The sequence below is a fragment of the Rubellimicrobium sp. CFH 75288 genome, assembly GCF_009904055.1.
GTDB lineage: Bacteria > Pseudomonadota > Alphaproteobacteria > Rhodobacterales > Rhodobacteraceae > Rubellimicrobium.
This window is the reverse complement of record NZ_WYDP01000020.1, coordinates 59,099-81,795: the sequence shown is the minus strand read 5'-3', so window position 1 is coordinate 81,795 and position 22,697 is coordinate 59,099. Positions and strand designations below refer to the sequence as shown.

Sequence of the window (22,697 nt, the reverse complement as noted above, 5' to 3'; positions counted from 1 at the left end):
CCCTACAGCAGCGCGCGCCCGCGGGGCAGGGGGTCCGGCAGATCCGCCTCTCTCCGACCCCCGCCCCATCCCGACCCCCGCCCCATCCCGACCCCCGCTCCGTCCCGAACCCTGCCTCTCTCCGACCCCCGCCCGCCCCCCGTGGACCTCCCGCCCGCGACGGGCTACGCCCCCCTCCGCCCGACGCCAGAGGCCCGCCCATGTTCTCCGCCACGATCGAGGACTTCCCCCTCGCCCGCGCCTTCACCATCAGCCGCGGCAGCCGCACACACGCCCGCGTGGTGGTCGCCCGCCTCGCCCGCGACGGCGCCGAGGGGCGCGGCGAATGCGTCCCCTATCCCCGCTACGGCGAGACGCCCGAGGCCGTCGCCGCCGCCATCGCCGCGCTGCCCCCGGACGCCACCCGCGCCGCGCTGCCCCATCTCCTGCCCCCCGGCGCCGCGCGCAACGCCGCCGATTGCGCCCTCTGGGACTGGGAGGCCAGGCGCACGGGCCGCCGCGTCTGGGATCTCGCGGGCCTTCCCCCGCCGCGTCCCGTGCCGACCGCCTTCACCCTCTCGCTCGACGAGCCCGCCGCCATGGAGGCCCGCGCCCGCGAGGAGGGCCACCGCCCCCTCCTCAAGGTCAAGCTCGGCACCCCCGACGACCTCCCCCGGCTCGAGGCGGTGCGCCGCGGCGCCCCCACGCCCCGCCTGATCGTGGACGCCAACGAGGGCTGGCGAGAGGCCGACTACCGCGCGCTCCTGCCCCATCTCGAGCGGCTGCGGGTCGCCCTTGTCGAGCAGCCCTTCCCCGAGGGCGAGGACGGCGCGCTCGCCCGTCTGCCCCGCCCCGTCCCCGTCTGCGCCGACGAGAGCTGCCGCACCCGCGAGTCGCTCCCCGCCCTCGCCGGGCTCTACGACGCGGTCAACGTCAAGCTCGACAAGGCCGGCGGCCTGACCGAGGCGCTCGCGCTCGCCGATGCCGCCCGCCGGCAGGGCCTGTCGCTGATGGTGGGCTGCATGGTGGCCACCTCGCTCGCCGTGGCGCCCGCGGTGCTGCTCGCGCAGGGCGCGGCGATCGCGGACCTTGACGGGCCGCTCCTGCTCGCGCAGGACCGCGCACACGGCCTGCGCTGCGACGATGCGGGCCTCCATCCGCCCGAACCGGCGCTCTGGGGATAGGGAATGGCCCGACAGGTCCACGTCAACGGCCGCTGGCTCCCCGAAGGCGAGGCCTCCGTCTCCGTCTTCGACCGCGGTTTCCTGATGGCCGACGGCGTCTACGAGGTGACGAGCGTGCTGGACGGCCGTCTCGTGGACTTCGCCGGCCACATGGCGCGCCTGCGCCGCTCGCTCGCCGCGCTCTCGATGGACCTCCCGCTCGACGACGCGGCCCTTCTCGCGCTCCACCGCGAGGCCGTGGCGCGCAACGCCCTGTCCGAGGGGATGGTCTATCTCCAGGTCACCCGCGGCGCCCCGCCCGAGCGCGACTTCGCCTGGCCCGACCCGCCGGTGCCGCCCACCCTCGTGCTCTTCACCCAGGCCAAGCCCGGCCTCGCCCGGGGGCCGGAGCGGGGGATCGGGGTCATCTCCATCCCCGACCTGCGCTGGGCGCGGCGCGACATCAAGACGGTGCAGCTCCTCTATCCCTCCTGGGGCAAGATGATCGCCAGGGGGCGCGGCGCCGACGACGCCTGGATGGTCGAGGACGGCCTCGTGACCGAGGGGACCTCCAACAACGCCTGGATCGTGGCCGGGGGCCGCCTCGTCACCCGCCCCCCCTCCGAGGCGATCCTGTCGGGCATCACCCGCGCGGCCGTCCTGCGCCTCGTCGCCGAAGCCGGCCTGTCGCTCGAGGAGCGCCCCTTCACCCTCGCCGAGGCGCAGGCCGCCGACGAGGCCTTCGTGACCTCCGCCACGACCTTTGTCCTGCCGGTCGTGCGCATCGACGACCGCCCCGTGGGCGGGGGAAGCCCCGGCCCCGTCGCCGCCCGCCTGCGTGCCCTCTATGTCGAGGAGGCGCGCCGCTCCGCCGTCTGAGCGCCGCTCACAGGATCGGCTCGCCGGTCCCGAGCGGTCCGGCCTCGGCCAGAAGCTCGTCCTCCAGCCCGTCGAACATCCCCTCCTGGCGCAGCGCGATCGTCGCGTCGTCGTCCTCCTCGGCGCCGGCCCGCGGGCCCAGCGCCATGCCGAGGATGCCAAGGACGAGAAGGGGAATCGCGGACCAGATCATCGGATGCCTCGATGCGGACGGACAGGAGCAGCGGGGGAGAGCGGCCCCTCTATGTGCAGGGCTTGACTCGCCGGTCAATTCCGGCGCAGCCGGCGTCCGATCCGGGGCGCCAGTCCCGCTCCCGCGGCCGGCACTGTCCGCGCGCCGGACCCAATGCCACAGACTCGCCCCGCGGTTGTTCGAATCAGGCCCCCTCGCCGCCGTGATCCGCCACGGCCCGGGCAAAGGCCGCGCGCTGCTCGGGCGTGGCGTCCCGCTGGTGGCGCGCGACCCATTCCGCATAGGGCATCCCGTAGAACAGCGCCCGCGCCTCGTCCTTGTCGAGCGCGATCCCCCGCTCGGCCGCCGCCTCGCCCATCCAGCGGCTCAGGCAGTTGCGGCAGAAGCCGGCCAGGTTCATCAGGTCGATGTTCTGCACGTCGGGCCGCGTCTCGAGCAGATGGCGCCGCAGCGCCCGGAACGCCGCCGCCTCGATCTCGGTCTGCGTGGCCGGGTCGATCTTCTGCGTCATGGCTGCCTCCGTCACTGCGCCCCGACCAGATGGGCGCCGCCGCGCGCCCGCTCAAGGGCGCAGGCCAGATGCGGCGCCAGCCGCGCGCCCCAGCGCTCCTGCCCCTCGGGCGTGGCGATCAGGTCCTGCCGCACCTCGACCAGCACGTTGAGCCGACCCGTGCGCAGCGCGTGACGGTCCACCGAATCGCCGGGCAGGTGGCCCGAATAGGGCTCGTTGTCCCCCACCACCAGGTCGCCGCGCGCGCGCAGCCCCTCGATCAGCGGCAGCGCCACCCGCCCGTCGAGCGGCGAATGCAGCACCGCCACCTCCCAGGGCCGGGGGGGCCTGCCCCGCAGCTGCGGGGTGAAGCTGTGCACGGCCAGCAGCACCTCGCGCCGGGCCAGCAGCGCCTCCAGCGCGGCATGGTAGGGCCGCCAGAGCCGCTCCAGCCGCTCCTCCAGCCCGGCCGCGTCCAGCGCCCGGTTGGCCGGGATCACCGTCCCGTCATAGAGCCGCATGACCAGCGTGGGGTCGTCCTCGCCGCGATTGGCGTCGATCACCAGCCGCGAGAAGCGCCCCAGGATGGCCGCCGCCCCCAGCCGGCGGGCCAGCGCGCGGGCCAGACCCTCCGCCCCGATGTCCCAGGCGATGTGGCGCTCCATCTCCTCGGGCGGCAGGCCCAGATCGCCCCCCGCGACCCAGTCCGGCACCGCGTTCGAGGCATGGTCGCAGGTGACGAGCCAGGGCCCCGGCGCCTCGGGCGAGACGATCTCGTAGGCGGGGTGCTGGGCGGGGGCAGGGGGGGCGGCGGACGGCATGTCGCGGGCCGCCATAGCCCGGTTGCCGGCCAAAGGAAACCGCGCCATACCTCGCCGCGACCGCTAACGGCCCGCCGGGCGGGCACGAGGACAGGAGACGCGCGGCCATGAGACGCCACCGCAAGGTCAAGATCGTGGCCACGCTCGGCCCGGCCTCCTCCACCAAGGAGACCATCCGCGCCCTGCACGAGGCCGGCGCCGACGTGTTCCGCCTCAACATGAGCCATGGCAGCCACGAGGACGTGGCGGCACGCCACCGCTTCATCCGCGAGGTGGAGGCCGAGGCCGGATCGCCCATCGCGATCCTGGCCGACCTGCAGGGGCCCAAGCTCCGGCTCGGCCTCTTTGCCGCGGGGGCGCACGATCTCGAGACGGGCGCGCGCTTCCGCCTCGATCTCGACCCCGCACCGGGCGATGCCAGCCGCGTCCAGCTTCCGCATGTGGAGATCTTCGACGCGCTGCGCCCCGGCGCCACGCTGCTCGTCAACGACGGCAAGGTGCGCCTGCGGGTGGAATCCTGCGGCGCGGACTTCGCCGATTGCACCGTGACGGTGGGCGGCACCGTCTCGGACCGCAAGGGGGTCAACGTGCCCGACGTGGTCCTGCCGCTCGCGGCCCTGTCGGACAAGGACCGCCGCGACCTCGAATTCGTCTGCGGCCTCGGGGTGGACTGGCTCGCGCTCTCCTTTGTCCAGCGCGCCGCCGACGTGGAGGAGGCGCGCAGCCTCGCCCGCGGCCGCGCCGCCATCCTCAGCAAGATCGAGAAGCCCGCCGCCGTGGGCGATTTCGAGGCGATCCTGGCGGCCTCGGACGGGATCATGGTGGCGCGCGGCGATCTCGGGGTGGAGCTGCCGCTCCAGAACGTGCCCCCCATCCAGAAGCGCCTCGTGCGCAAGTGCCGCGCCGCGGCCAAGCCCGTGATCGTCGCCACCCAGATGCTCGAATCGATGATCGAGAACCCGACCCCCACCCGGGCCGAGGTGTCGGACGTCGCCACCGCCATCTACGAGGGGGCCGACGCGATCATGCTGTCGGCCGAATCGGCCGCCGGCCGCTACCCGCGCGAGGCCGTGGCGACCATGGACGCCGTCGCGCGCGAGGTGGAGAGCGACCCCACCTACACGCAGATCATCGAATCGGCCCGCGCGGTGGAGCGGCGCACCACCGCCGACGCCATCGTCTCGGCCGCGCGCGAGGTGGCCGAGGCCACGCATGTGCGCGCCATCGCCTGCTTTTCCGAATCGGGCACGACCGCGCTTCTCGTCTCGCGCGAACGGCCGCGCGTGCCCATCATCGCGCTGACCTCCGAAGTGCCGACGGCGCGGCGGCTCTGCCTGTCCTGGGGGGTGGATTGCGTGGTCACCGATCCGGTGGACCGCTTCAAGAAGGCGGTGCTGGCCGCCATCCGCGCCGCCGTGGCGCGCGGCTTCGCCGACCCGCGCGACCGCATCGTGGTCACGGCGGGCGTGCCCTTCAACACGCCGGGTTCGACCAACATCCTGCGCGTCGCGCCCTGCGAGGAACGTTTGATCTACCAGGGCGAGCCGGAATAGCCTGCCTCCGGGACAGGAGGCGGGCCCGCCGCGGCGGGACCCGCCGGGGGGCGGTGGGATGCTCGATACCGATCTGGCCTTCGTGGTGGGCGTGGTGCTTCTGGTGCTCGCCTTCCCCTCGGGCGTGGGGGCCTTTGCCGACGGCCGTGCCCCGCGCGCGGCGGCGATCCTCGTGATGGCGGGCGGCGCCCTTGTCGCCCTTGCCGTCTGGCAGAAGCCCGGCCTCTACGGCTGGGACGGCATCCCGGCCGCCTTCGTGCGTCTGGCCTCCCGCCTTCTCTGACCGCTCCCGCCGACGGCACCCTTGCCGCGGCCGGCCGGCCGGTGTAGGACGCGCGCCCATGCCGTGCGGCCCCCCCGGTCGCGCGGTGCCGTCCGCGCAGGCTGGCCTCCGGCATTGCCTCGTCTGCGCCCCACGCCCCAGGAGGAGCGAAAATGCCCAAGATGAAGACCAAGTCGAGCGCCAAGAAGCGCTTCAAGATGACGGCCACGGGCCTCGTCAAGGCCGGCCAGACCGGCAAGCGGCACAACATGATCAAGCGCACGCCCAAGTTCATCCGCCAGGCGCGGGGAACCACGGTCCTGTCCGCGCAGGACACGCGCATCATCAAGATCTACATGCCCTACGACCGCTGAGGAGCGCCCCCGATGTCCCGCACCAAGACCGGCCCCGTCACCCACCGCCGCCACAAGAAGGTCCTCGACCAGGCCAAGGGCTATTTCGACCGCCGCTCGCGCACCTTCAAGGTCGCCAAGCAGGCCGTGGACAAGGCCAACCAGTACGCCACGCGCGACCGCAAGACGCGCAAGCGCGACTTCCGCGCCCTCTGGATCCAGCGCATCAATGCCGCCGCGCGCGCCTTCGACCCCTCGCTGACCTATTCGCGCTTCATCGCGGGCCTGTCCAAGGCGGGCATCGAGGTGGATCGCAAGGTCCTCGCCGACCTCGCCGTGCACGAGCCCGAGGCGTTCAACGCCATCGCCGGCCGCGCCCGCGACGCGCTGGCCTGACGCGGCTCAGCGCGGCCGCGGCTCCGGCGCGCCCTCCTCCCGGGCCGCCGCCCGAGGGGCCGCCTCCGGCGGCTCCACCCGGCGCTCCAGAAGCCAGCCCCGGATCTCGTCCCAGAGCAGGTCCGGGGCCCCGCCCGCATCGAGCGCCGCCGTCAGGCGCAGCCGCAGGTCCTCGGGCATGTCCTCGGGCCATCCCGCCGCCCGCGGCGCCTCCGGCCCCCCCTCGCCCTCTGCCACCCAGTCCGGCGCCAGCCGCGCATCGGCCTGACGCCGGGGCAGACGCCGCCGCGCGGATTGCTCCGCCAGGCGGACCACCTCCCCGCCCCGGCGCGGCGAGACCGCCTCGAGCCAGTCCTCCATCTCCGGGTCCTCCTCTGCGGGCCGCCAGGCCGCCGCTGCCGCGGCCCCCAGCCCGATGCCTCCCGCGCCGCCCAGCCCATAGGCGAGCACCCAGCCCGCCACCGGCCAGCCGGCAAGCGCCGCCGCCATGGCGGCCAGCGTCCCCCCCAGGATGCCGGCGAACAGAAGCAGCAGGACCACGGTCCGTCTCCTCATGGTTCCGGAGGCAGGAACTCAATCCCAAGTTGAAAACCTCGGGACTCCGGCCGCGCGCGTCAACCCGCCGCGCCCAGATTCGACCGCGGTGTTTCCCCGCCGGCGCGCAATCCTGCCCTTGCCGTGACACCGTCCGCGATCCGTGCCGTCCTGCCTCCCCCGCGAATCACCCCTCGCGCCCGGCGCTCCGGCTGCCTTGCGCGGCCCGAGGGGCTTCGCTAACGGAGGGTCCCGGCAGAAGGGGACCCTCCATGGACGACCTGAGACATCGCTGGCTCGCCGAGGTGGCCGAGGCAGCCGACGAGGCCGCGCTCGAGCGCGTCCGCCTCGCCGCGCTCGGCAAGAAGGGCGAGATCGCGCTCCGCATGCGCGAGCTCGGCGCCATGGACCCGGCCGAGCGGATGCGCGTCGCCCCCGCCCTCAACGCCCTGCGCGACGAGCTGGCCTCCGCGCTCGCCGCCCGCCGCGCCGCCCTCAGGGACGCCGCCCTCGAGGAGCGCCTGCGCGGCGAATGGCTCGATCTCAGCCTGCCCGCCCGCCCCCGCCGCGCGGGCACGATCCACCCCGTCTCCCAGGTGACCGAGGAGATCGTCCTGATCTTCGCCGCCATGGGCTTCGCCGTCGCCGAGGGCCCCCAGGTCGAGGACGACTGGCACAATTTCGACGCGCTCAACATCGCCCCCGAACACCCCGCCCGGCAGGAGCACGACACCTTCTACATGGCGAGGGCCCCGGGCGACGACCGCCCGCCCCACGTGCTGCGCACCCATACCTCGCCCGTCCAGATCCGCGCCATGCAGGAGCGCGGCGCCCCCTTGCGCGTGATCGCGCCCGGCCGGGTCTTCCGCGCCGACTACGACCAGACCCATTCCCCCATGTTCCACCAGGTCGAGGGGCTCGCGATCGACCGCGACACGACCATGGCCCAGCTCAAGTGGACGCTCGAGGAATTCCTGCGCGCCTTCTTCGGCCTCGACCGGCTCGACCTGCGCTTCCGCGCCTCGCACTTCCCCTTCACCGAACCCTCGGCCGAGGTGGACGTCCGCTGCTCGTGGGAGGGGGGGACGCTCCGCCTGGGCGAGGGGGACGACTGGCTCGAGGTGCTGGGATCGGGCATGGTCCACCCGCGCGTGCTCGCGGCCGCGGGCCTCGACCCCGAGGCGTGGCAGGGCTTCGCCTTCGGCATGGGCATCGACCGGCTCGCCATGCTCAAATACGGCATCCCCGACCTGCGCGCCTTCTTCGACAGCGACCTGCGCTGGCTGCGCCATTACGGCTTCGGCGCGCTCGAGGTGCCCTCGCTCGCCGCGGGCCTCTAGGCCCCCCATGGCCGAGACGATCCTCGGCTCGCCCCTCCTGCTCGCCACGCTGGGCAGCCTCGCCGCCGGGCTGATGACGGCCGTGGGGGCCGCGCCCGTTCTGGCCTGGCGCAAGCCGGGCGAGGCGGGGCGCGACGCCATGCTGGGCTTCGCCGCCGGCGTCATGCTCTCGGCCGCCTTCTTTTCGCTGATCGTCCCGGCCATCGAGGCGGCCGAGGGCCGCTGGGGCCCGGGCCTCGGCCCCCCCGCGGTCGCCGCCCTGGGAATCCTCCTCGGCATGGGGGCCGTCGCGCTTCTCAACGAATGGCTCCCGCACGAGCATTTCGATTCGGGCCCCGAGGGGCCGCAGGCCCGTACCCGCCGCCGCATCTGGCTCTTTGTCGCCGCCATCGCCATCCACAACCTCCCCGAGGGGCTGGCCGTCGGCGTGGCCTTCGCCGCGGGCGGGCTCGAGGGGGGGCTGCCGCTCGCCATCGGCATCGGGCTCCAGAACGCGCCCGAGGGGCTCGCCGTCGCGGTGGCGCTGCGGGGCGTGGGCTACCGGCGCCGCGACGCCTTCGGCGTGGCCGCGCTGACCGGCCTGATCGAGCCCGTGGGCGGCCTCGCCGGCGCGCTCGTGCTGGCCGCCTCGGCCGCGCTCCTGCCCTGGGCGCTCGCCTTTGCCGCGGGCGCCATGCTCTACGTCATCAGCCACGAGATCATCCCCGAAACCCATGCCGGCGGCCACCAGCGCCGCGCCACCGCCGGGCTCGGCCTCGGCCTCGTGGCGATGATGGTGCTCGACGTCTGGCTCGCCTGACCGCTTGCCGCAGCGCGGCGCAACACCACCGCGCGGTGGTGTAACGCTTCGTTAACCTCCCTGTGGCAGGGTGCCCCCACGCGCCCGATCCTTCCGTCCCGGCGGACCGGAGGGGCGGCGCGGACGACCGGGGCGGGACCTGCAACGATCAGGCGGCCGCCCGTGCTCTTTGCAGGGGTGGGGCGCCACGGACGCGCCCGAGGTTCCGCCGCATCCCACCGGGCCGCTTGGCTGCGCAGGTGCTCGTCCACGGCGCGGAGGCGGACATCCCCGGCCGCCGCGCGTCGCAACGCGCCCGCCCCCGCACGCCGGGGGCGGCTCTCCCGGACCCGCCCCCGGCGGGCGGCTCCGCACGGGGATCACTCCCCCAGCAGCGCCTTCAGCTCGTAGAGCAACTCCAGCGCCTCGCGCGGGGCCATCTCGTCGGGCCGCGCCGCGCGCAGCCGCGCCTCGAGCGCGGAGGGAACCGGCGCCTCGGCCGGGGCCGCCCCCGCGAACAGCGGCAGCTCGTCCTCGAGCGCCCGCGGCCCTCCCTCCCGCGCCCGCGCCTCGAGCGCGCGCAGCACGCCCTTCGCGCGCGCCACCACCCGCGGCGGCAGCCCTGCGAGCCGCGCGACCTGCACCCCCCACGAGCGGTCGGCCGCCCCCTCGCGCAGCTCGTGGAGAAAGACCAGCTCCCCCTCCCATTCGCGGGCGGCCACATGGGCGTTCCCGGCTCCCTTCAGCCGCGCGGCCAGTCCGGCGAGTTCGTGGTAATGGGTGGCAAACAGTGTCCGGCAGCCCAGCGCCTCGAGATGCTCCAGCACCGCCCAGGCGATCGACAACCCGTCCCAGGTCGCCGTGCCCCGTCCGATCTCGTCGAGCAGCACCAGGCTCTCGCCGTCGGCGCGGTTCAGGATCGCGGCCGTCTCGACCATCTCCACCATGAAGGTGGACCGCCCCCGCCCGATATCGTCCGAGGCGCCCACCCGGCTGAACAGCCGGCTGACCAGCCCCATCTCGCAGAGCCGCGCCGGCACGAAGCTGCCTGCCTGCGCGAGCACGGCGATCAGCCCCGTCTGCCGCAGGACGGTGCTCTTGCCCCCCATGTTGGGCCCGGTCACGAGCAGCAGCGGCCGCTCCCCGAGGTCGAGCGCATTGGCCACGAAGGGCCGCCCCTCGCGCCGCAGCGCCGCCTCCACGACCGGATGCCGCCCCCCTTCGATCCGCAGCCCCCGCCCCGTGGACAGGCGGGGCCGCGTCCAGCCCTCCTCCGCCGCCAGATCGGCGAGCGCCGCGGCCACGTCCACCTCCGCCAGCGCGCCGGCCACCCGCCCGAGTGCCGCCTGCCGCGCCAGGGTCTCCTCCCGCAGCGCCGCCAGGATCTCCGCCTCGCGCTCCGCGGCCTCCGCCCCGGCCGACAGAAGCCGCGCCTCGGTCGCCGCCAGCTCGTCCGTTCCGAAGCGCACGGCACCCCCGATCGTCTGCCGGTGCCGGAAGAGGGCGTCGTGGGGCGGCTCGCGCAGACGCGCGGCCTGGGCGGGGGTGACCTCCACGACATAGCCCAGCGTCCCGTTGTGGCGGATCTTGAGGCCCCCCAGCCCGGTCAGCGCGGCATACCGGCCCTGCAGCGCCGCGATCAGGGCGCGTCCTTCCTCGCGCAGCCGCCGGAGCCCGTCGAGCGTCGGACAGAAGCCCGTCCGCACGGCACCCCCCGCGCGCGGATCGGCCGGCGGCTCCTCGGCCAGCGCGGCTTCCAGACGGTCGTGCAGCGCCCGGGCGTCCGGGTCCGCCAGGGCCGCCGCCGCCTCGGCCAGACGGGCCGGGCCCGGGACGGGGCCGAACCGTTCGGCCACCGCCCGCGCCGCGCGCAGGGCGCCGCGCAGGGCGGCCAGGTCGCGCGGCCCCCCGCGCCCCGGCACCAGCCGGCCCAGCGCCCGCTCGGGATCGCCGGCGCCCCGCAGCGCCGCGCGCAGGTCGCGCCGCAGCTCTGCGTCCTCGACCAGCGCCTCCACCGCATCGAGCCGCGCCGCGACCTCCTCCAGCCGCCGCGACGGGGCGGCGAGCCGGGCCTCGAGCAGCCGCGCCCCCACCGGCGTCACCGTCCGGTCGATGCAGGCCAGGAGCGAGCCGGCGCGCCCCCCCTCCCGCCCGCGCAGGATCTCGAGCGAGGCGCGCGTGGCCGCATCGAGGCCCATCGCCCCGTCCTCGTCCTCGCGCCGCGGCGGACGCAGAGCCGGACGGACCCCCCGCCCGGTCGTGTCGAGATAGTCGAGCAGCGCCCCCATCGCGGCCAGCTCGCCCCGGCCGAAGGCCCCGAGCCCCTCCAGCGTGGCCAGGCCGAACCAGGCGCAGATCCGGCCGCCTCCGCCCCGCGCGTCGAACGCTCCCTCCGGCAGGCCCGTGGCTACCGCGCCGATCTCCCGCACCGCCTCGCCGGCCGCGCCTGCGGCATCGGGCTCCGCCAGCAGCACCTCGCGCGGCCCGAGCCGCGCGAGCCAGGCGGGCAGGGCGGCGGCGGGGCAGGGGGCGGCGGCGAATTCGCCGGTGGAGATATCGGCCCAGGCCAGCCCCCCGAGCGGCGTCCAGGCGCAGAGACGGCTCGCCGTCCGCGGCTCGAGCAGGCCCTCCTCCGTCAGGGTGCCGGGGGTGACCAGGCGGACGACCTCGCGCCGGACCAGCGCCTTGGCTCCGCGCCGCCGCGCCTCGGCCGGGTCCTCCACCTGCTCGGCCACGGCGACGCGGAACCCCTTGCGGATGAGCGTGGCGAGATAGGGCTCGGCGCGCTCGACGGGCACGCCGCACATCGGGACGTCGCGGCCCAGATGCTGCCCCCGCCGCGTCAGGGCGATGTCGAGCGCCTCGGCCGCGCGGACGGCGTCCTCGAAGAAGAGCTCGTAGAAGTCGCCCATGCGGTAGAAGAGCAGGGCATCGGGATGCGCGCCCTTGAGCGACAGGTACTGCGCCATCATGGGCGTGACGCCGCCCGCCGCGCCCGCGCCCTCCGAATCCGCTCCAGCCCCGTCCGCCATGGGATCAGGCTAGCGGCGCCGTCCCCGGCCCGCCAGACCCCCCGGCCAGCCCGCGCCGGTTGCGGGCGGCCGCGGCTCCGGGCAATCTCGGCGCCGGGGGAGGGAGACGGAATGACACGGGCACGGGTGACCGAGGGCGAGGCGCTCGACTTCCACCGCCATCCGCGGCCCGGCAAGTGGGAGATGCAGCCCACCAAGCCGATGACCACCCAGCGCGACCTGTCGCTGGCCTATTCGCCGGGCGTGGCCTTTCCCTGTCTCGCCATCGCCGGAACACCGGATGCCGCCTTCGAGCTGACCGGCAAGGGCAATCTCGTCGCCGTCATCTCCAACGGCACGGCGGTGCTCGGCCTCGGCGCCATCGGCGCGCTGGCCTCCAAGCCGGTGATGGAGGGCAAGGCCGTCCTCTTCAAGCGCTTCGCCGACATCGACGCGGTGGATCTCGAGCTCGACACCACCGACGTGGACGCCTTCTGCGAGGCCGTGCGGCTTCTCGGCCCCTCCTTCGGCGGCATCAATCTCGAGGACATTCGGGCGCCGGAATGCTTCGTCATCGAGGCGCGCCTCAAGGAGGCCATGGACATCCCGGTGTTCCACGACGACCAGCACGGCACGGCGGTCATCTGCGCGGCAGGGCTGCTCAACGCGCTGCATCTCACGGGCAAGCGGCTGGAGGACTGCCGCATCGTCCTCAACGGCGCGGGCGCTGCCGGCATCGCCACGATCGAGCTGCTCAAGGCCATGGGGGCCGATCCCGCGCGCTGCATCGTCTGCGACACCAAGGGCGTGCTCTGGCGCGGCCGGACCGACGGGATGAACCAGTGGAAGTCGGCCCATGCGGTGAACACCGACCTGCGCAGCCTCGCCGAGGCGATGGCCGGCGCGGACGTGTTCCTGGGCGTCTCGGCCCGGGGCGCGGTGACGCCGGCCATGGTCGCTTCCATGGCGCGCGATCCCGTCATCTTCGCCATGGCCAATCCCGACCCGGAGATCACGCCGGAAGAGGCCCATGCCATCCGGCCGGACGCGATCGTGGCCACGGGGCGGTCGGACTATCCCAACCAGGTCAACAACGTCCTGGGCTTTCCCTACCTGTTCCGCGGCGCGCTCGACATCCGGGCCCGGGCGATCAACGAGGCCATGAAGATCGCCTGCGCCGAGGCGCTCGCCGCGCTCGCGCGCGAGGACGTCCCCGACGAGGTGGCGATGGCCTATGGCCGGCGGCTCTCCTTCGGGCGCGACTACATCATCCCCACACCCTTCGATCCGCGCCTGATCCACCGCATTCCCCCCGCCGTCGCCGAGGCGGGGATGCGCACCGGGGTGGCCCGCCGCCCCATCGCCGACCCCGAGACCTACCGGGCGGGCCTGCGCTCGCGCATGGACCCGACGGCGGCGGTGCTGCGGGGCCTTCATGCCAGGGCGCGGGCCCGGCAGGCCACCGTGATCTTCGCCGAGGGCGACGACCCCCGGACCCTGCGCGCCGCGGTCGCCTGGACGCGCGGGGGCTTTGGCCGCGCCCGCGTCGTCGGGCGCGAGGCAGATGTGGCCGACAAGCTTGCGGCTGCCGGCCTCGCCGACGCGGCCGCCGAGATCGAGGTGGTCAACGCCGCCAACACCCCCCATCTGGACAGCTACAAGGCCTTCCTCTACCGGCGGTTGCAGCGCAAGGGCTTTGACGGGCACGACGTCCACCGCCTCGCCGCGCGCGACCGCCACGTGTTCGCAGCCCTGATGCTCGCCCATGGCCACGGGGATGCCATGGTGACGGGAGCCACGCGCAAGTCCGCGCATGTGATGGATCTCGTGGGTCATGTGTTCGACCTCGGGCCGGCCGACGGGGTCGTGGGCGTGACCGCGCTGCTCCACAAGGGGCGCATCGTCCTGGTCGCCGATACGCTGGTGCACGAATGGCCCGACGAAACGGACCTCGCCCGCATCGCCCGCCGGGCGGCCGGGGTGGCGCGGGACCTGGGCCTGACGCCCAGGGTCGCCTTTCTGAGCTTTTCCACCTTCGGCCATCCCGTCTCCGAGCGGGCGACCAAGATGCACCGCGCCCCGGCGGTGCTCGATGCCGAGGGCGCGGATTTCGAATACGAGGGCGAAATGACGGCCGATGTCGCCCTCAACCCCGAGGCCGCGCGCGCCTATCCCTTCTCGCGGCTCACGGCGCCCGCCAACGTCCTCGTGATGCCGGCGCGCCACTCGGCCTCCATCTCGGTCAAGCTGCTCCAGGAGATCGCGGGGGCGACGGTGATCGGACCGATCCTGTCCGGCGTGCCGCGCCCGATCCAGCTCTGCTCCACCGTCTCGACCGCCAACGACATCCTGACCATGGCCATCGTGGCCGCCGCCCAGGCCGCGCCGGCCCCCGCCTGAAGGACTCTCCATGCCCGAGGACCATGTCAGCACCCACCAGGCCGAGGAGGACGCGCGCAACGACGCCATCCTGATCTGGGTGAACGGCCGTCTCGTCCCGCGGGCGGAGGCCGTGGTCTCGGTCTACGATTCGGGCTTCATGCTGGGCGACGGCGTGTGGGAGGGGTTACGGCTCTACGAGGGGCGCTGGGCCTTCCTCGACGAGCATCTGGATCGCCTGTTCGAGGCCGCGCGCGCCATCGACCTCGACATCGGACGCAGCAGGGCCGAGATCGCCGAGGCGCTGCTCGAGACCCAGAAGGCCAACGGGATGCACACGGACGTGCACGCGCGCCTGATGGTCACGCGCGGGGTCAAGACCCGTCCCTTCCAGCATCCGCGCCTGTCGCGGTCGGGGCCGACCACCGTCATCATCATGGAGCATTCGCGCCCCAACGCGCCCCGGCCCATCCGGCTCGCCACCGTGCCGCATCTGCGCGGCCTGCCCATGACGCAGGACCCCAAGCTCAACTCGCACAGCAAGCTCAACTGCATCCTCGCCTGCATCGCCGCCGAGAAGGCAGGGGCGGACGAGGCGCTGATGCTCGACATCCACGGCTTCGTGAACACGACCAACGCCTGCAACTTCTTCATCGTCCGCAAGGGCGAGGTCTGGACCTCCACCGGCGACTACTGCATGAACGGCATCACGCGGGGCAAGGTCATCGAGATCTGCCGGCGCGAGGGCATCCCCGTCTTCCAGAAGAACTTCTCTCTCGTGGAGACCTATTCCGCCGACGAGGCCTTCCTGACGGGCACCTTCGGCGCGCAGACGCCCGTGGGCATGATCGACGGCCGCGTGATCGGGGACGGCCGGATGGGCCCGGTGACGGCCCGCCTGCGCGAGCTCTACAAGGCGCTGGTGCTCTCGTGAGCCGCCGTCTCTGCGTCTGGTCCGGTCCGCGCAACCTTTCGACCGCTCTGATGTATGCCTTCGCCGCCCGGGGCGACTGCGCGGCGATGGACGAGCCCTTCTATGCCGCCTATCTCGCGGCCACGGGTCTCGACCACCCGATGCGCGAGGCGGTGCTGGCCTCGCAGTCCACGGACCCGGAGGCGGTCGCGCGCCTCTGCGCGGCGGATGCCGGGGCGCCGCTCATCTACCAGAAGCACATGGTCCTGCACCTCCTGCCGCATTTCCCCCGCGATTGGATGCGGGAATGCGCCCATGTCCTGCTGATCCGCCACCCCGCCCGCGTCGTGGCGAGCTATGCGCGGAAGCGCGAGGCGCCCACCGCCGCCGATCTCGGGTTTCTCCAGGGGGAGCGGCTCTGGGAGGAGATCGCCGGCCTCACCGGCAGTCCGCCCCCCGTGCTCTCGGCCGAATCGGTGCGCGCCGACCCCCGCGCCGCCCTTTCGCGCCTCTGCGCCGCGCTGGACCTGCCCTTCACGGACCGGATGCTGTCCTGGCCCGCCGGACCCAAGCCCTTCGACGGCGCCTGGGCGCCCCACTGGTACGGCGCCGTCCACCGCTCGACGGGCTTCGAGCCGCCAGAGGGCGAGCCGCCCGCGCTCGAGGGCGAGTACGCGCGGCTGGCGGCCGAGGGGATGGCGGCCTACGAGCGGCTGCTGGCCCGCGCGCTCTAGCCCCGGAGGCGCGCCCGCCGCGCCGCGATCAGGCGCAGGCGCAGCGCGTTGAGCGTGATGAAGCCCTGCGCGTCGGTCTGGTCGTAGGCGCCCGCGTCCTCCTCGAAGGTCACGTGACGCTCGCTGTAGAGCGAATGGTCCGACCAGCGCGCGATCGTGCGCGCCGAGCCCTTGTAGAGCTTCACGCGCACCGTGCCCGTGACATGTTCCTGCGACTTGTCGATCAGCGCCTGGAGCATCTCGCGCTCGGGGCTGAACCAGAAGCCGTTGTAGATCAGCTCCGCATAGCGCGGCATGAGGCTGTCCTTGAGATGGCTCGCGCCCGCGTCCAGCGTGATCTGCTCGATGCCCCGATGCGCCTCGAGCAGGATCGTGCCGCCCGGCGTCTCGTAGAGGCCACGCGACTTCATGCCCACGAAGCGGTTCTCCACGAGGTCGAGGATGCCGATGCCGTGGCGCGCCCCCAGCTCGTTGAGGCGGGCAAGCAGCGCGGCGGGCGAGAGCCGCTCGCCGTTCACTGACACCGCGTCGCCCCGCTCGAACCCGATCTCGACCGTCTCGGGGGCGTCGGGCGCGCGTTCGGGCGGCGTGACCCGCTGGAGGACGAACTCCGGCGCCTCCTCGGCGGGGTTCTCCAGCACCTTGCCCTCCGAGGAGGTGTGGAGGAGGTTCGCATCCACCGAGAAGGGCGCCTCGCCGCGCTTGTCCTTCGCGATGGGGATCTGGTGCGCCTCGGCGAACTCGAGCAGCTTCGTGCGGCTGGTCAGGTCCCACAGTCGCCACGGCGCGATGACCCGCAGCGACGGGTTCAGCGCGGCCACCGACAGCTCGAAGCGGACCTGGTCGTTGCCCTTGCCCGTGGCGCCGTGGGCCACCGCGTCCGCGCCCGTCTCCTCGGCGATATCGGCCAGACGCTTCGCGATCAGGGGCCGCGCGATCGAGGTGCCGAGCAGGTAGAGCCCCTCGTAGAGCGCGTTGGCGCGGAACATCGGAAAGACGAAGTCGCGCACGAATTCCTCGCGCAGGTCCTCGATGCGGATGTTCTCGGGGCGGATGCCCAGCATCTCGGCCTTGGCGCGCGCAGGCTCCAGCTCCTCGCCCTGGCCCAGATCAGCCGTGAACGTCACCACCTCGCAGCCGTACTCGGTCTGGAGCCACTTCAGGATGATCGAGGTGTCGAGGCCACCGGAATAGGCGAGAACGACCTTGCGGGGCTTGGACGCGGGACGCGGCATGGAAACGGCTCCGTGATGGACGGAGCGGGGCCTAGCGCCTTTGCGCCAGGCCCACAAGCGCGCCTCAGGCCAGGTACTGGCCCCCGTTGGCCGACAGCGTCGCCCCCGTCACGAAGCCCGCGTCGTCCGAGGCGAGGAACACCACGCAGCGCGCGATCTCCTCGGGCCGGCCCAGCCGGCCCACGGGGATCGCGGGCAGGATCACCTCGTCCATGACCTTCTGGGGGATCGTGCTCATCATGTCGGTGTCGATATAACCCGGCGCCACGGCGTTCACGGTGATCCCCGCCCGTGCCCCCTCGAGCGCGAGCGCCTTGGTGAAGCCGAGGTCGCCCGCCTTGGCCGCGGCATAGTTGGCCTGGCCGAACTGCCCCTTCTGCCCGTTGATGGACGAGATGTTGACGACCCGGCCCCACTTGCGCTCGCGCATGCCCGGCCAGACGGCATGGGTCATGTTGAACAGGCCGGTAAGGTTGGTGTCGATCACCTCGCGCCACTGCTCGGGCGTCATCCTGTGGAAGGGGGCATCGCGGGTGATGCCGGCGTTGTTGACGAGGATCTCCACGGGGCCGAGCGCGGACTCGACTTCGGCCAGGCCTGCCTTGCAGGCGTCGTAATCGGCGACGTTCCAGCGGAACACGGCGATGCCGGTCTCGTCCGAGAAGGCGCGGGCCTTTTCCTCGTTGCCGGCATAGGTGGCGGCGACGCGGTGTCCCTCTGCCTTCAGGGCGCGGGAAATGGCCGCGCCGATGCCGCGCGTGCCGCCGGTGACAAGGGCCGTTCTGGCCATGGCGAAACTCCTCCCTTCCGCTCGTGAACCCGTGGGGTGGCCCGGCCCCTCAGCGCTCCACGCAGAGCGCGACCCCCATCCCTCCCCCGATGCAGAGCGTGGCCAGACCCTTCTTCGCACCCCGCCGCTTCATCTCGTGGAGCAGCGTGACCAGCACGCGCGCGCCCGAGGCGCCGATCGGATGGCCGATGGCGATGGCGCCGCCGTTGACGTTCACGATGGACGGGTCCCAGCCCATGTCCTTGTTGACCGCGCAGGCCTGGGCGGCAAAGGCCTCGTTGGCCTCCACGAGGTCGAGGTCGCCGACCGTCCAGCCCGCCTTCTCCAGCGCCCGGCGCGAGGCATGGACCGGCCCCATCCCCATGATCGCCGGATCGAGGCCCGCGGTGGCATAGGACGCGATCCGCGCGAGCGGCTCGAGGCCGCGCCGCGCCGCCTCCTCCTCGCTCATGAGCAGCACCGCGGCCGCCCCGTCGTTGAGGCCCGAAGCGTTGCCGGCCGTCACCGTGCCGTCCTTGGCAAAGGCGGGGCGCAGCTTGGCCACGCCCTCGATCGTGGCGCCGTGGCGGATGTACTCGTCCTCCTCCACCACGGTGTCGCCCTTGCGGCCCTTGACGGTAAAGGGGACGATCTCCTCGCGGAAGCGGCCCTCCTTCTGCGCCGCCTCCGCCTTGTTCTGCGAGGCGACTGCAAAGGCGTCCTGCTCCTCGCGGGTGATCTGCCACTCGCGCGCGACGTTCTCGGCCGTCTGACCCATGTGGTAGCCGTTGAAGGCATCCCAGAGCCCGTCCTTGATCATCGTGTCCACCAGGGACAGGTCGCCCATCTTCTGGCCCGCGCGCAGCGGCGCGGCATGGGGGGCGAGCGACATGCTCTCCTGCCCGCCGGCGCAGACGATCGCCGCATCGCCCAGCATGATGTGCTGCGCGCCCAGGGCCACGCTGCGCAGCCCCGATCCGCAGACCTGGTTGATGCCCCAGGCCGCGCTTTCCTGCGGCAGGCCCGCGCGGATATGCGCCTGACGGGCCGGGTTCTGCCCGGCGGCGGCCGTCAGGACCTGACCGAGGATCGTCTCGCTCACCTCGGCCTTCTCCACGCCCGCGCGCGCCACGACCGCTTCGAGGACGGCCGCGCCCAGTTCGTGGGCGGGCACCGTGCCGAAGGCCCCTCCGAACGATCCGACGGCCGTGCGCGCGGCCGAGGCGATGACGACGTTGGTCATGACAAACCCTCCCACCGGTCCCGCCCTGTGCGGACGGGCCTTCCCGTTCTGCCTAGAGGCGGGGCCGCCGGGCCGCAAGGGCAGGGGCGCGGAGGGGCGGGCGTCCTCACCCCTGGGGCGCCGGCACGGCGCGGGCGCGCGTGAAGGTCGCCGTCACCTCCGCGCCGCTCTCGATGCTCAGCGATTCGTAGAGGATCGTGCCCGAGACCCGCGCCCCTGACTGGATGCGCACGGCCCCGCCGGTCAGCGTGCCGTCGAAGCCCCCCCGGATCTCGACGGCACCGCCCTGCGCCTCGCCCTCGACAGTGCCACGCTCCTCGATCACGATGGCATCGGCGCCGACCCGCCCCTCCACGCGCCCCTGGATCTCGAGCGTGCCGGGCGCGGTCAGCTCGCCCACCACGCGCGCGCCCGCGATCAGGTGCGACCGTCCCCGCGCCGGACCGCCCGATGCGGCCGGAGGGGCTGCGGGCGCAGGTCCCGGGTTGGCGGTGGTGCCGCTCAGGATCGACATGGTCACTCTTCCCCCCCTGCGGCCCCGGGCCACGGCGTCATCACACCCGAGCGAGGCGCCTCTGGCAAGGGGCCTCAGAGGCGCACCTCCACGCCGGGCAGGCCGAGCGCGCGCAGAAGTTCCCGCAATTCCTGTCGCGCGGCGACATGGCTCATGGAGAGGCGTTCCACCCCGATGTCGCGCAGGTCGAGCAGCGTGAGGCCGCGCGGGAACAGTTCGCGAAAGATCACCCGTTCGCTGAAGCCTGGCCCGACCCGGAACCCGATCCGTCGCGCCAGCCGGCCCAGCGCGCTCTCCATGCGCTGCTTGTTGACCATCGCGGTCGAGCCCAGGCGGTTGCGCAGCACGATCCAGTCGATCGGATCGAGCCCCGCCTGCGCGCGCAGCTGACGCGCCGTCCAGACCATCTCGGCATAGACCGAGGGTCCGAGGATCGTCTCCCCGTCCGTGTCGATCCGCGCGAGAAGGTCGAAGTCCACGAAGCTGTCGTTGAGCGGCGTCACCAGCGTGTCCGCCAGGCTGTGCGCCACCTGCGCCAGCCGCGTATGGCTGCCGGGGCAGTCGATCACGATGAAGTCCGAACAGGGCTCGAGCGCGGCCACCGCCGCCGACAGGCGGTGGTCGGACAGGTTCTCGCCCGGCGGCAGGGCGGACGGATCGATCTCGGGCAGGTCCACGGAGGCCGGCGAAGGCAGGCTCAGCCCCTCCCGCGCGAGGAACCGCAGCCGGTTCTCGATATACCGGCCGAGCGAGCGTTGCCGCAGGTCGAGGTCGAGCGTGCCCACCCGCCAGCCGAGCCGCGCCAGCGCGCTTGCCACGTGCATGGCGACGGTGGACTTGCCCGCTCCGCCCTTCTCGTTGCCCACGACGATGATGTGCGCCATGCCGTCCGTGCGGTCTCCTGCCCCTGCCTGCGTTCCTAGCGACGGCGTCGGCCCAGGGGAAGCGCTGCCGCCGGGCCGGAGGAACGCAGGCCCGTCAGGCGACGGCCGCGCTGCGCGCGAGCCACGACCGCGCGCAATCCGCGGCGGGCAGGGGGCGGCCGATGAGCCAGCCCTGCGCCAGCGCGCAGCCCAGATCCTGCACAAGGGCCAGTTCGGCCTGCGCCTCCACACCCTTCGCGCAGACCGGCAGGCCCAGGGCGCCGCCGAGGCGCAGGAGCGCATCGAGAAGCGGCGCCGTGCCGGGGACCGTGCCCAGCCCCGCAACGAGGCGCCGGTCCAGCTTGAGCCCCGCAAGCGGCAGCGCCGCGAGGTCGATGGCCGAACAGCGGTCCGCCCCGAAATCGTCGAGGATGACGGCAAGGCCCGCCCGCCGCAGCGCCTCCAGCCGCTCCGCCAGCAGGGCGGGGTCCGCATCGGCCAGGCGTCCCGGCACTTCCACGGCCAGACGCGAGGGCGGCAGGCCCCGCGCCGTCAGCGCCGCCGCCAGGTCCGCGGCCGGGTCGAGCGAGAGCAGAGCCCTGGCCGAGCGGTTGATGCTGGCCGACAGGCCCGGGAAGGCGGCCAGATCGTCGCATACCATCCCGAGGATGCGGTGCTCGATCGCGGCGATCAGGCCGGCCTCCTCGGCCGCGGGGATGAAGCGCTCCGGGCCCACCGGACCCAGCTCGGTCGAGGTCCAGCGCGCCAGCGCCTCGGCATGGGCGAGGGTGCCGTCGCCCAGCCGCAGAACGGGCTGATAGAGCACCCTCCACTCCTCCGGGCGGTCCAGACCGGCGCGCAGGGCCCGCTCCAGCGCCGCCCGCTCGCGCGGGGCCTCCGCCGTCAGGACGGCAGGGGCCGCCGGGCGGTCCGCCCCCCTGCGCTTGGCCGCATACATGGCGAGGTCGGCCCGGCGGACCAGGTCGTCTCCGGCGCGGCCGTCCTGATGCTGGACGGCCAGGCCCAGGGCCGCCCTGACGCGCAGGCTGTGCCCGTCCACCTCGAGCGGTCGGCCGAGCGCCTGCTCGACGCCGCGGGCGAGCCAGTCGGCCCGCATCTCCGCGTCCGGCCCCGCGACGACGAACACGAACTCGTCTCCGCCCATCCGCGCCAGCAGGCAGTCCGGACCGGCGAGGGCGGCCAGGCGATCCGCCAGGGCCTGCAGGACCCGGTCGCCGGCGCCGTGGCCCAGGCTGTCGTTGATCCGCTTGAATCCGTCCACGTCGAGAAACAGCACCGCCCGCTCGCCCGCCCGCGCCGGGCGCGCCATGGCTGCGCCAAAGGCCGCGCGGTTGGGCAGACCCGTCAGCGGATCGGTCAGGGCAGCGGTTCGCGCGCGCCGCTCCGCGGCCAGAAGCTCGGAGGCGCCGCGCCGCGCCGCCCGCACCCCCGCAGCCGCCAGAAGCCCGGCGAGCAGCGTGACCGGCAGGAGACCGGGCAGCATCCGTCGCAGCAGGGCGGTGCCCGGATTCACGCTCTCCCAGCCCAGAAACGCCACCGGCCGGCCGTCGGGACCCGGCAGGGCCGCATAGGCGCCCCGGGAGGGCGGCCGGCGGTGCAGGCGCAGCCCCTCGAGCAGCGTCGCGCCGGCCATGCGGACGATCTCCTCCTGGTTCACGCGCCGGCCGAGCAGCAGGCGCGCCTTGCGCTCGTCGGGCAGGGCGTCGGGGCGGTCCGGCGGCTCTACGACCGCCACGGCGAGCGCGAACAGGTCGCTGCCCCGCCACAGGAAGAAGCTTTCGGCCCCGCGGCTGCCCGGCTCCAGCCGCCGCTCGGCCAGAGTCAGCGCCTCGCGGCCCAGAAGGCCGCTCAGCCCCGCCGGAGGGCTGCCGTCGATCCAGCCCAGATCCCGCGGCAGACCCCCGCCCCAGAGCAGCACGAGATGGGCCACCGTCCCCGCGGCGGCGGCGCTGCCCATGTTGCTGTAGAGCCAGTCCGTGTCGTGGCGGCTCACGGCGCGGACCGCCTCGGCCCATTTCGCATAGTCGAGCGTCACCTCGCGCGACCGGGCGAGCAGCGTGTCGAGCGCAGCCTCCACCAGCCGCGTCGCGCTCTCCGCCCCCTCGCGGTCCAGAGCCCGTGCCATGAACACCATGGCGGCGCCGAGCGTCAGGGCGAACACGAACAGCGACACCCCCATGACGAGGGCGATTCGGGCAGGCAGGCTGTGCCCGCAACCGGGCGCATCGGCGGCACTCATGGCCGCAGCCTAGCCGCCAATCCTTGCCAAATCCT

Annotated in this window: 22 protein-coding genes; 11 read left to right on the top strand and 11 right to left on the bottom strand. The window is 73.7% G+C overall.

Translation table 11 applies throughout. The features are described 5' to 3' along the window. The first annotated feature begins 200 nt into the window (after positions 1 to 200). Together dgcA and GT358_RS14270 are read left to right on the top strand one after the other, a co-directional pair. A complete protein-coding gene (dgcA, locus tag GT358_RS14275; RefSeq protein WP_166583305.1) occupies positions 201 to 1,163 on the top strand; it encodes an N-acetyl-D-Glu racemase DgcA in 963 nt (320 codons plus the stop codon). Between the two features lie 3 nt (positions 1,164 to 1,166). Then, positions 1,167 to 2,021, top strand: coding sequence for a D-amino-acid transaminase (locus GT358_RS14270; RefSeq protein ID WP_166583304.1), 855 nt, complete (start codon positions 1,167 to 1,169; stop codon positions 2,019 to 2,021). A 7-nt stretch (positions 2,022 to 2,028) separates the two neighbouring features. Here the strand turns inward: GT358_RS14270 and GT358_RS14265 are convergent, their stop codons facing one another. The 3 genes from GT358_RS14265 to GT358_RS14255 all read right to left on the bottom strand — a co-directional run bounded on the left by GT358_RS14265 (position 2,029) and on the right by GT358_RS14255 (position 3,525). Further along, complete coding sequence (locus tag GT358_RS14265) at positions 2,029 to 2,214, bottom strand: hypothetical protein (protein ID WP_166583303.1); 186 nt, start codon at positions 2,212 to 2,214, stop codon at positions 2,029 to 2,031. A gap of 184 nt (positions 2,215 to 2,398) precedes the next feature. Beyond that, positions 2,399 to 2,725 (bottom strand): DUF1244 domain-containing protein, encoded by a 327-nt coding sequence (locus GT358_RS14260; protein WP_166583302.1) that lies wholly within the window; start codon positions 2,723 to 2,725, stop codon positions 2,399 to 2,401. 11 nt (positions 2,726 to 2,736) lie between these two features. Beyond that, positions 2,737 to 3,525 carry an N-formylglutamate amidohydrolase gene (locus tag GT358_RS14255; RefSeq protein WP_243730906.1) on the bottom strand — a complete coding sequence of 263 codons (789 nt, stop codon included), beginning with the start codon at positions 3,523 to 3,525 and terminating at the stop codon, positions 2,737 to 2,739. Positions 3,526 to 3,632: 107 nt separating this feature from the next. On the opposite strand from GT358_RS14255, the gene pyk reads away from it, so the two are divergent. The 4 genes from pyk to rplT all read left to right on the top strand — a co-directional run bounded on the left by pyk (position 3,633) and on the right by rplT (position 6,089). Further along, entirely contained in the window at positions 3,633 to 5,078 is a 1,446-nt protein-coding gene (gene pyk, locus GT358_RS14250) for a pyruvate kinase (protein ID WP_166583300.1), read from the top strand. 58 nt (positions 5,079 to 5,136) lie between these two features. After that, positions 5,137 to 5,361 carry a hypothetical protein gene (locus tag GT358_RS14245; protein ID WP_166583299.1) on the top strand — a complete coding sequence of 75 codons (225 nt, stop codon included), beginning with the start codon at positions 5,137 to 5,139 and terminating at the stop codon, positions 5,359 to 5,361. 152 nt (positions 5,362 to 5,513) lie between these two features. After that, positions 5,514 to 5,714: a 50S ribosomal protein L35 gene (gene rpmI / locus GT358_RS14240; protein ID WP_166583298.1), complete on the top strand. Its 201-nt coding sequence runs from the start codon at positions 5,514 to 5,516 to the stop codon at positions 5,712 to 5,714. A gap of 12 nt (positions 5,715 to 5,726) precedes the next feature. Next, positions 5,727 to 6,089: a 50S ribosomal protein L20 gene (gene rplT / locus GT358_RS14235; RefSeq protein WP_166583297.1), complete on the top strand. Its 363-nt coding sequence runs from the start codon at positions 5,727 to 5,729 to the stop codon at positions 6,087 to 6,089. Between the two features lie 6 nt (positions 6,090 to 6,095). Here rplT and GT358_RS14230 read toward each other — a convergent pair whose 3' ends face one another. After that, on the bottom strand, positions 6,096 to 6,629 hold the full coding sequence (locus GT358_RS14230; protein ID WP_166583296.1) for a hypothetical protein: 534 nt from the start codon (positions 6,627 to 6,629) through the stop codon (positions 6,096 to 6,098). Between the two features lie 266 nt (positions 6,630 to 6,895). On the opposite strand from GT358_RS14230, the gene pheS reads away from it, so the two are divergent. Next, positions 6,896 to 7,963 (top strand): phenylalanine--tRNA ligase subunit alpha, encoded by a 1,068-nt coding sequence (gene pheS, locus GT358_RS14225; protein WP_166583295.1) that lies wholly within the window; start codon positions 6,896 to 6,898, stop codon positions 7,961 to 7,963. A gap of 7 nt (positions 7,964 to 7,970) precedes the next feature. Beyond that, on the top strand, positions 7,971 to 8,762 hold the full coding sequence (locus GT358_RS14220; protein ID WP_166583294.1) for a ZIP family metal transporter: 792 nt from the start codon (positions 7,971 to 7,973) through the stop codon (positions 8,760 to 8,762). Positions 8,763 to 9,121: 359 nt separating this feature from the next. On the opposite strand, the gene mutS is transcribed toward GT358_RS14220, so the two are convergent. Continuing rightward, positions 9,122 to 11,773, bottom strand: a complete 2,652-nt coding sequence (gene mutS, locus GT358_RS14215; RefSeq protein WP_166583293.1) for a DNA mismatch repair protein MutS — start codon at positions 11,771 to 11,773, stop codon at positions 9,122 to 9,124. A gap of 111 nt (positions 11,774 to 11,884) precedes the next feature. Between mutS and GT358_RS14210 the strand changes: the two genes are divergently transcribed. The 3 genes from GT358_RS14210 to GT358_RS14200 are packed head-to-tail and all read left to right on the top strand — an operon-like array spanning position 11,885 to position 15,778. Further along, positions 11,885 to 14,152, top strand: coding sequence for an NADP-dependent malic enzyme (locus GT358_RS14210; protein WP_166583292.1), 2,268 nt, complete (start codon positions 11,885 to 11,887; stop codon positions 14,150 to 14,152). A 10-nt stretch (positions 14,153 to 14,162) separates the two neighbouring features. Beyond that, positions 14,163 to 15,065 carry a D-amino acid aminotransferase gene (locus GT358_RS14205; protein ID WP_166583291.1) on the top strand — a complete coding sequence of 301 codons (903 nt, stop codon included), beginning with the start codon at positions 14,163 to 14,165 and terminating at the stop codon, positions 15,063 to 15,065. Continuing rightward, a complete protein-coding gene (locus GT358_RS14200; protein WP_371416301.1) occupies positions 15,062 to 15,778 on the top strand; it encodes an HAD family hydrolase in 717 nt (238 codons plus the stop codon). The genes GT358_RS14205 and GT358_RS14200 overlap by 4 nt, the downstream gene beginning before the upstream one ends. Here the strand turns inward: GT358_RS14200 and GT358_RS14195 are convergent. From GT358_RS14195 to GT358_RS14170, 6 genes are all read right to left on the bottom strand, one after another. Further along, the gene (locus GT358_RS14195; RefSeq protein WP_166583290.1) at positions 15,775 to 17,013 is read right to left on the bottom strand and encodes an argininosuccinate synthase; all 1,239 of its coding nucleotides are present in this window, start codon (positions 17,011 to 17,013) and stop codon (positions 15,775 to 15,777) included. The two genes, GT358_RS14200 and GT358_RS14195, sit on opposite strands and share 4 nt — an antisense overlap. A gap of 64 nt (positions 17,014 to 17,077) precedes the next feature. Next, positions 17,078 to 17,803, bottom strand: a complete 726-nt coding sequence (gene phbB / locus GT358_RS14190; protein WP_166583289.1) for an acetoacetyl-CoA reductase — start codon at positions 17,801 to 17,803, stop codon at positions 17,078 to 17,080. Positions 17,804 to 17,852: 49 nt separating this feature from the next. Beyond that, the gene (locus tag GT358_RS14185) at positions 17,853 to 19,025 is read right to left on the bottom strand and encodes an acetyl-CoA C-acetyltransferase (protein WP_166583288.1); all 1,173 of its coding nucleotides are present in this window, start codon (positions 19,023 to 19,025) and stop codon (positions 17,853 to 17,855) included. A gap of 106 nt (positions 19,026 to 19,131) precedes the next feature. After that, positions 19,132 to 19,539, bottom strand: a complete 408-nt coding sequence (locus tag GT358_RS14180; RefSeq protein ID WP_166583287.1) for a polymer-forming cytoskeletal protein — start codon at positions 19,537 to 19,539, stop codon at positions 19,132 to 19,134. Between the two features lie 74 nt (positions 19,540 to 19,613). Continuing rightward, complete coding sequence (locus GT358_RS14175; RefSeq protein WP_166583286.1) at positions 19,614 to 20,423, bottom strand: division plane positioning ATPase MipZ; 810 nt, start codon at positions 20,421 to 20,423, stop codon at positions 19,614 to 19,616. Positions 20,424 to 20,517: 94 nt separating this feature from the next. Next, entirely contained in the window at positions 20,518 to 22,662 is a 2,145-nt protein-coding gene (locus tag GT358_RS14170; RefSeq protein WP_166583285.1) for a bifunctional diguanylate cyclase/phosphodiesterase, read from the bottom strand. Positions 22,663 to 22,697 lie beyond the last annotated feature (35 nt).

Excerpts from the sequence above, each read along its gene's own strand:
- dgcA (WP_166583305.1), top strand. The coding sequence starts at position 201 with ATGTTCTCCGCCACGATCGAGGACTTCCCCCTCGCCCGCGCCTTCACC.
- GT358_RS14270 (WP_166583304.1), top strand. The coding sequence starts at position 1,167 with ATGGCCCGACAGGTCCACGTCAACGGCCGCTGGCTCCCCGAAGGCGAG.
- GT358_RS14265 (WP_166583303.1), bottom strand. The coding sequence starts at position 2,214 with ATGATCTGGTCCGCGATTCCCCTTCTCGTCCTTGGCATCCTCGGCATG.
- GT358_RS14260 (WP_166583302.1), bottom strand. The coding sequence starts at position 2,725 with ATGACGCAGAAGATCGACCCGGCCACGCAGACCGAGATCGAGGCGGCG.
- GT358_RS14255 (WP_243730906.1), bottom strand. The coding sequence starts at position 3,525 with ATGCCGTCCGCCGCCCCCCCTGCCCCCGCCCAGCACCCCGCCTACGAG.
- pyk (WP_166583300.1), top strand. The coding sequence starts at position 3,633 with ATGAGACGCCACCGCAAGGTCAAGATCGTGGCCACGCTCGGCCCGGCC.
- GT358_RS14245 (WP_166583299.1), top strand. The coding sequence starts at position 5,137 with ATGCTCGATACCGATCTGGCCTTCGTGGTGGGCGTGGTGCTTCTGGTG.
- rpmI (WP_166583298.1), top strand. The coding sequence starts at position 5,514 with ATGCCCAAGATGAAGACCAAGTCGAGCGCCAAGAAGCGCTTCAAGATG.
- rplT (WP_166583297.1), top strand. The coding sequence starts at position 5,727 with ATGTCCCGCACCAAGACCGGCCCCGTCACCCACCGCCGCCACAAGAAG.
- pheS (WP_166583295.1), top strand. The coding sequence starts at position 6,896 with ATGGACGACCTGAGACATCGCTGGCTCGCCGAGGTGGCCGAGGCAGCC.
- GT358_RS14220 (WP_166583294.1), top strand. The coding sequence starts at position 7,971 with ATGGCCGAGACGATCCTCGGCTCGCCCCTCCTGCTCGCCACGCTGGGC.
- mutS (WP_166583293.1), bottom strand. The coding sequence starts at position 11,773 with ATGGCGGACGGGGCTGGAGCGGATTCGGAGGGCGCGGGCGCGGCGGGC.
- GT358_RS14210 (WP_166583292.1), top strand. The coding sequence starts at position 11,885 with ATGACACGGGCACGGGTGACCGAGGGCGAGGCGCTCGACTTCCACCGC.
- GT358_RS14205 (WP_166583291.1), top strand. The coding sequence starts at position 14,163 with ATGCCCGAGGACCATGTCAGCACCCACCAGGCCGAGGAGGACGCGCGC.
- GT358_RS14195 (WP_166583290.1), bottom strand. The coding sequence starts at position 17,013 with ATGCCGCGTCCCGCGTCCAAGCCCCGCAAGGTCGTTCTCGCCTATTCC.
- phbB (WP_166583289.1), bottom strand. The coding sequence starts at position 17,803 with ATGGCCAGAACGGCCCTTGTCACCGGCGGCACGCGCGGCATCGGCGCG.
- GT358_RS14185 (WP_166583288.1), bottom strand. The coding sequence starts at position 19,025 with ATGACCAACGTCGTCATCGCCTCGGCCGCGCGCACGGCCGTCGGATCG.
- GT358_RS14180 (WP_166583287.1), bottom strand. The coding sequence starts at position 19,539 with ATGTCGATCCTGAGCGGCACCACCGCCAACCCGGGACCTGCGCCCGCA.
- GT358_RS14175 (WP_166583286.1), bottom strand. The coding sequence starts at position 20,423 with ATGGCGCACATCATCGTCGTGGGCAACGAGAAGGGCGGAGCGGGCAAG.
- GT358_RS14170 (WP_166583285.1), bottom strand. The coding sequence starts at position 22,662 with ATGAGTGCCGCCGATGCGCCCGGTTGCGGGCACAGCCTGCCTGCCCGA.